Annotated in this window: 4 protein-coding genes; 2 read left to right on the forward strand and 2 right to left on the reverse strand. The window is 43.3% G+C overall.

Annotated features, from left to right (window positions below; all coding sequences use genetic code 11):
• Positions 1-1,106: YwqJ-related putative deaminase (locus AC27IT_RS27510; RefSeq protein ID WP_487092239.1), on the forward strand; the 1,106-nt coding region annotated here is incomplete at its 5' end.
• Entirely contained in the window at positions 1,096-1,569 is a 474-nt protein-coding gene (locus AC27IT_RS27515; protein ID WP_327944757.1) for a toxin-antitoxin system YwqK family antitoxin, read from the forward strand. The genes AC27IT_RS27510 and AC27IT_RS27515, both read left to right, overlap by 11 nt.
• Positions 1,570-1,740: 171 nt before the next feature.
• Here the strand turns inward: AC27IT_RS27515 and nfi are convergent, their stop codons facing one another.
• Positions 1,741-2,415: a deoxyribonuclease V gene (nfi, locus tag AC27IT_RS27520; RefSeq protein ID WP_025848892.1), complete on the reverse strand. Its 675-nt coding sequence runs from the start codon at positions 2,413-2,415 to the stop codon at positions 1,741-1,743.
• Positions 2,416-2,783: 368 nt separating this feature from the next.
• The coding region (locus AC27IT_RS27525; RefSeq protein WP_487092240.1) for an IS3 family transposase at positions 2,784-2,986 on the reverse strand (203 nt) is incomplete at its 5' end.

Consider the following 2,986-nt stretch of genomic DNA (forward strand, 5'->3'; position numbering starts at 1 on the left):
AGCAAGGAACACCCCCACCTCCGGAACCGCCGTTTGATTGGGGAAAACTGGCCGTATGTGTGGTAGCGGCCGTGGCGATTGTCGGGGCCGTGGCGTTGACGGTAGCGACGTTTGGTGCCGGTGCGGTGATTGGGGCAGCAGCGGTAGGGGCCGCTTTGGGAGCGATAGGCGGCGTCGTTATGACTGCCTCGTCCGATCTCATCAACGGGGAGGCGAGCAGTCCGTACGAGTATATCAAAAGCGCCGCCCAAGGGGCCGTGATCGGCGCGGTATGCGGAGCGATTTTCGGCCCCGTTGCAGGCATAGGCGGAGGAGCGGTTGTTCCGCTGACGGGAGGACAAACGACCGTAGGGATCGGCTCAGCAATGTTTATGGGAGGAGCCTCGGGCTATATTGATTATTCGCTGCGGGAGCTGTGGGACGGTCGGACACCGGACGGAGGCAAAGCGCTGGAATCGTTTGCGTTTGGGGCAGCGCTGGGAGGAGCTTTTAGCGTAGGGGCATCCTGGCTAGCTAAAGGTGCTGAGAGGGTTAATGGGGCGCTGAAGCGGGGGGCGAGTTCTGGGGTTGAGGGGAAGAGGAAAGGTAAAGAAAGCCGTTTAGAGGAGTTAAGAGCGAAGTATGGCAGACTAAGTACTACAGAATTACATCAGCGCATTAACTTAAGGGGAGCTGTTCATGACGAATTGCATAGATTAATGAAGAGTGGCTTGACTAAGAAAGAATTAGGTCCTGCGGTTGCTGGGGTACTAGATAAAAAGAGTGGAAAGTATTACTTTGATATAAACGACCCTGAAGGAAAAGTACCTTTAACACAACATAAGGTGATTAGTGAGAGAATTGAAGGTATGCCTCCGGAAATAGAGAAAGGTTATATCAAATCACTTGGTGCAGGTTCACACGCAGAAGTAAAAGCCTTAAATAGAGCATTATTAGATAGACCTGATGCCAACTTAGAAGATTTTATGATATATGTAATTTCTGCTAGGAAAATCAATAAGAAAATGCCCGTTGGAACGCCAATGCCTCGTTGCCCCCATTGTGAATATATAACTCAAGGGGCTAACTTTATACCGGAGGTGCTAAAGCATCGTCATGGAAGATAATTGCGAAAAGTATACGATAGAGGAAATTATTAGTAACGGAGTCGATTTTGAAGAGTTATGGTACTCGTCTACTAGTGATGAAATATTGGATAATGCAGAGGATGAAGGGGGGAAACCGTTTAACGGAATTGCTTATGAACTGTATGGCGATGGCCGGTTAAGATATTTTTGTTTTTACAAAAATGGATTCCAACATGGGTTATATCAAGAGTTTTATGAGAATGGGAAAAAAAAATCTGAACAGATAATGAGGTATGGGCAAACTAAAGGGAAGAAAACAAGTTGGTATAGAAATGGAAAGATAAAATCGATTGGTGAATATGAAAATGGAGTAGAGTTAAGTTATAACGAATGGGGCGAAAATGGTAATTTGGTTGTAAGTAGAAAATTAAGCGAAAACAGTGATAACTTTAAAATACTATTATCACGTAGAGAGCTTAACAGAAAAATGGGTAGGGATTGAAAATATGCTTGGGAGTAGAAGATGTCTATTTTCTGCTCCCATTTTTTGTAAACAACAAAAGATCCAATTATTGAACCGCTTAGTTGAATTCCTGAAATCAACAATTTATACATAAAATGTAATATTTGAGCCCTTTTATAGACTAATGGTTCGTAATTTTTTTGGTAACAATTAATTATTACCTAAAATTTTATTAACAAGTTGATCTGCTTGTCGAGTAGTCTCTGGTAAACGGAATTTTGGTGAGAGTTTTAATATCCATGCACAAGCTGTTGTTAAGGAAATACGATGACCGATTGACACAAAAATAGGTTTAATATTGTCTTGAGTCCGTAATACACCCCCTATTACCTCCCCATCATCGATTAATAGCGAATGTGAACCTCTTTTTAGTTCAGGCTCTTGGAACTCACCTACTAATCTTGTTTTCCCGCATCCAATTGTTGGGATATCAAAAAGTACTCCCAAGTGACTAGCTAATCCGAATCTTCTAGGATGCGCAATTCCCTGGCCATCGCATACAATTAGCTGAGGCGGGGTCTTTAATTGCCTAAATGCCTTGACAATAGGCGGTAACTCCCTAAATGAAAACAATCCAGGTACATAAGGGAAAACAACAGTGTCTTGAACTGCCACCGATTCCACCACATGCAATGAGTCGGCTTCTAATATGACTATTGCTGCAACTATATTATCACTATGTTTACAGTACGCTACATCTACTCCAGCAACATAGCTGATCTTAGCAAATTGATCTTCTTTGATAACTTTTTTAGCCAACATTTTTTGTAAATTGATCGCTTCTATTTCACTGATATTCCATTGGTGCTGGATTAATGGTTCCATTTGATGAACCCCTTTTGATTCGGTAGGATACAAAAAAGTTATTGTTATTTTAACAAATGTTTCTCAAGTTTCACAGTTTCTATTTAAAAATACTAAGGGGACGCATAGGCGTAGTAGCGGTCGTTCCGCTGACGGGAGGACAAACGACCGTGGGGCTCGGCTCGGCAATGTTTATGGGAGGAGCCTCGGGCTATATTGATTATTCGCTGTGGGAACTGTGGGACGGGCGAACACCGGACGGAGGCAAAGCGCTGGAATCGTTTGCGCTTGGAGCAGCGTTGGGAGGGGCTTTTACCGTAGGGGCGTCTTGGTTAGCCAAAGGTGCTGAGAACCACTGTCAATAGATTGGACACATAAAATCGAGAGAATTACACCACACATCGGTACATACGTTCGTATTGATTGGGCGTGAAGTACCCAATGGATGAATGGATGCGTTTTCCATTATAAAAGCAAGTGATATACTCAAATATCGCTCTTTTCGCTTGTTCTCTCGTTTTGAATTTTTCCAGATAAACGAGTTCTTTCTTCAGTACGCTGTGGAAAGACTCGATGCAGGCGTTATCGTAAC

The organism is Brevibacillus sp. YAE8 (genome assembly GCF_057543335.1).

Excerpts from the sequence above, each read along its gene's own strand:
- AC27IT_RS27515 (WP_327944757.1), top strand. The coding sequence starts at position 1,096 with ATGGAAGATAATTGCGAAAAGTATACGATAGAGGAAATTATTAGTAAC.
- nfi (WP_025848892.1), bottom strand. The coding sequence starts at position 2,415 with ATGGAACCATTAATCCAGCACCAATGGAATATCAGTGAAATAGAAGCG.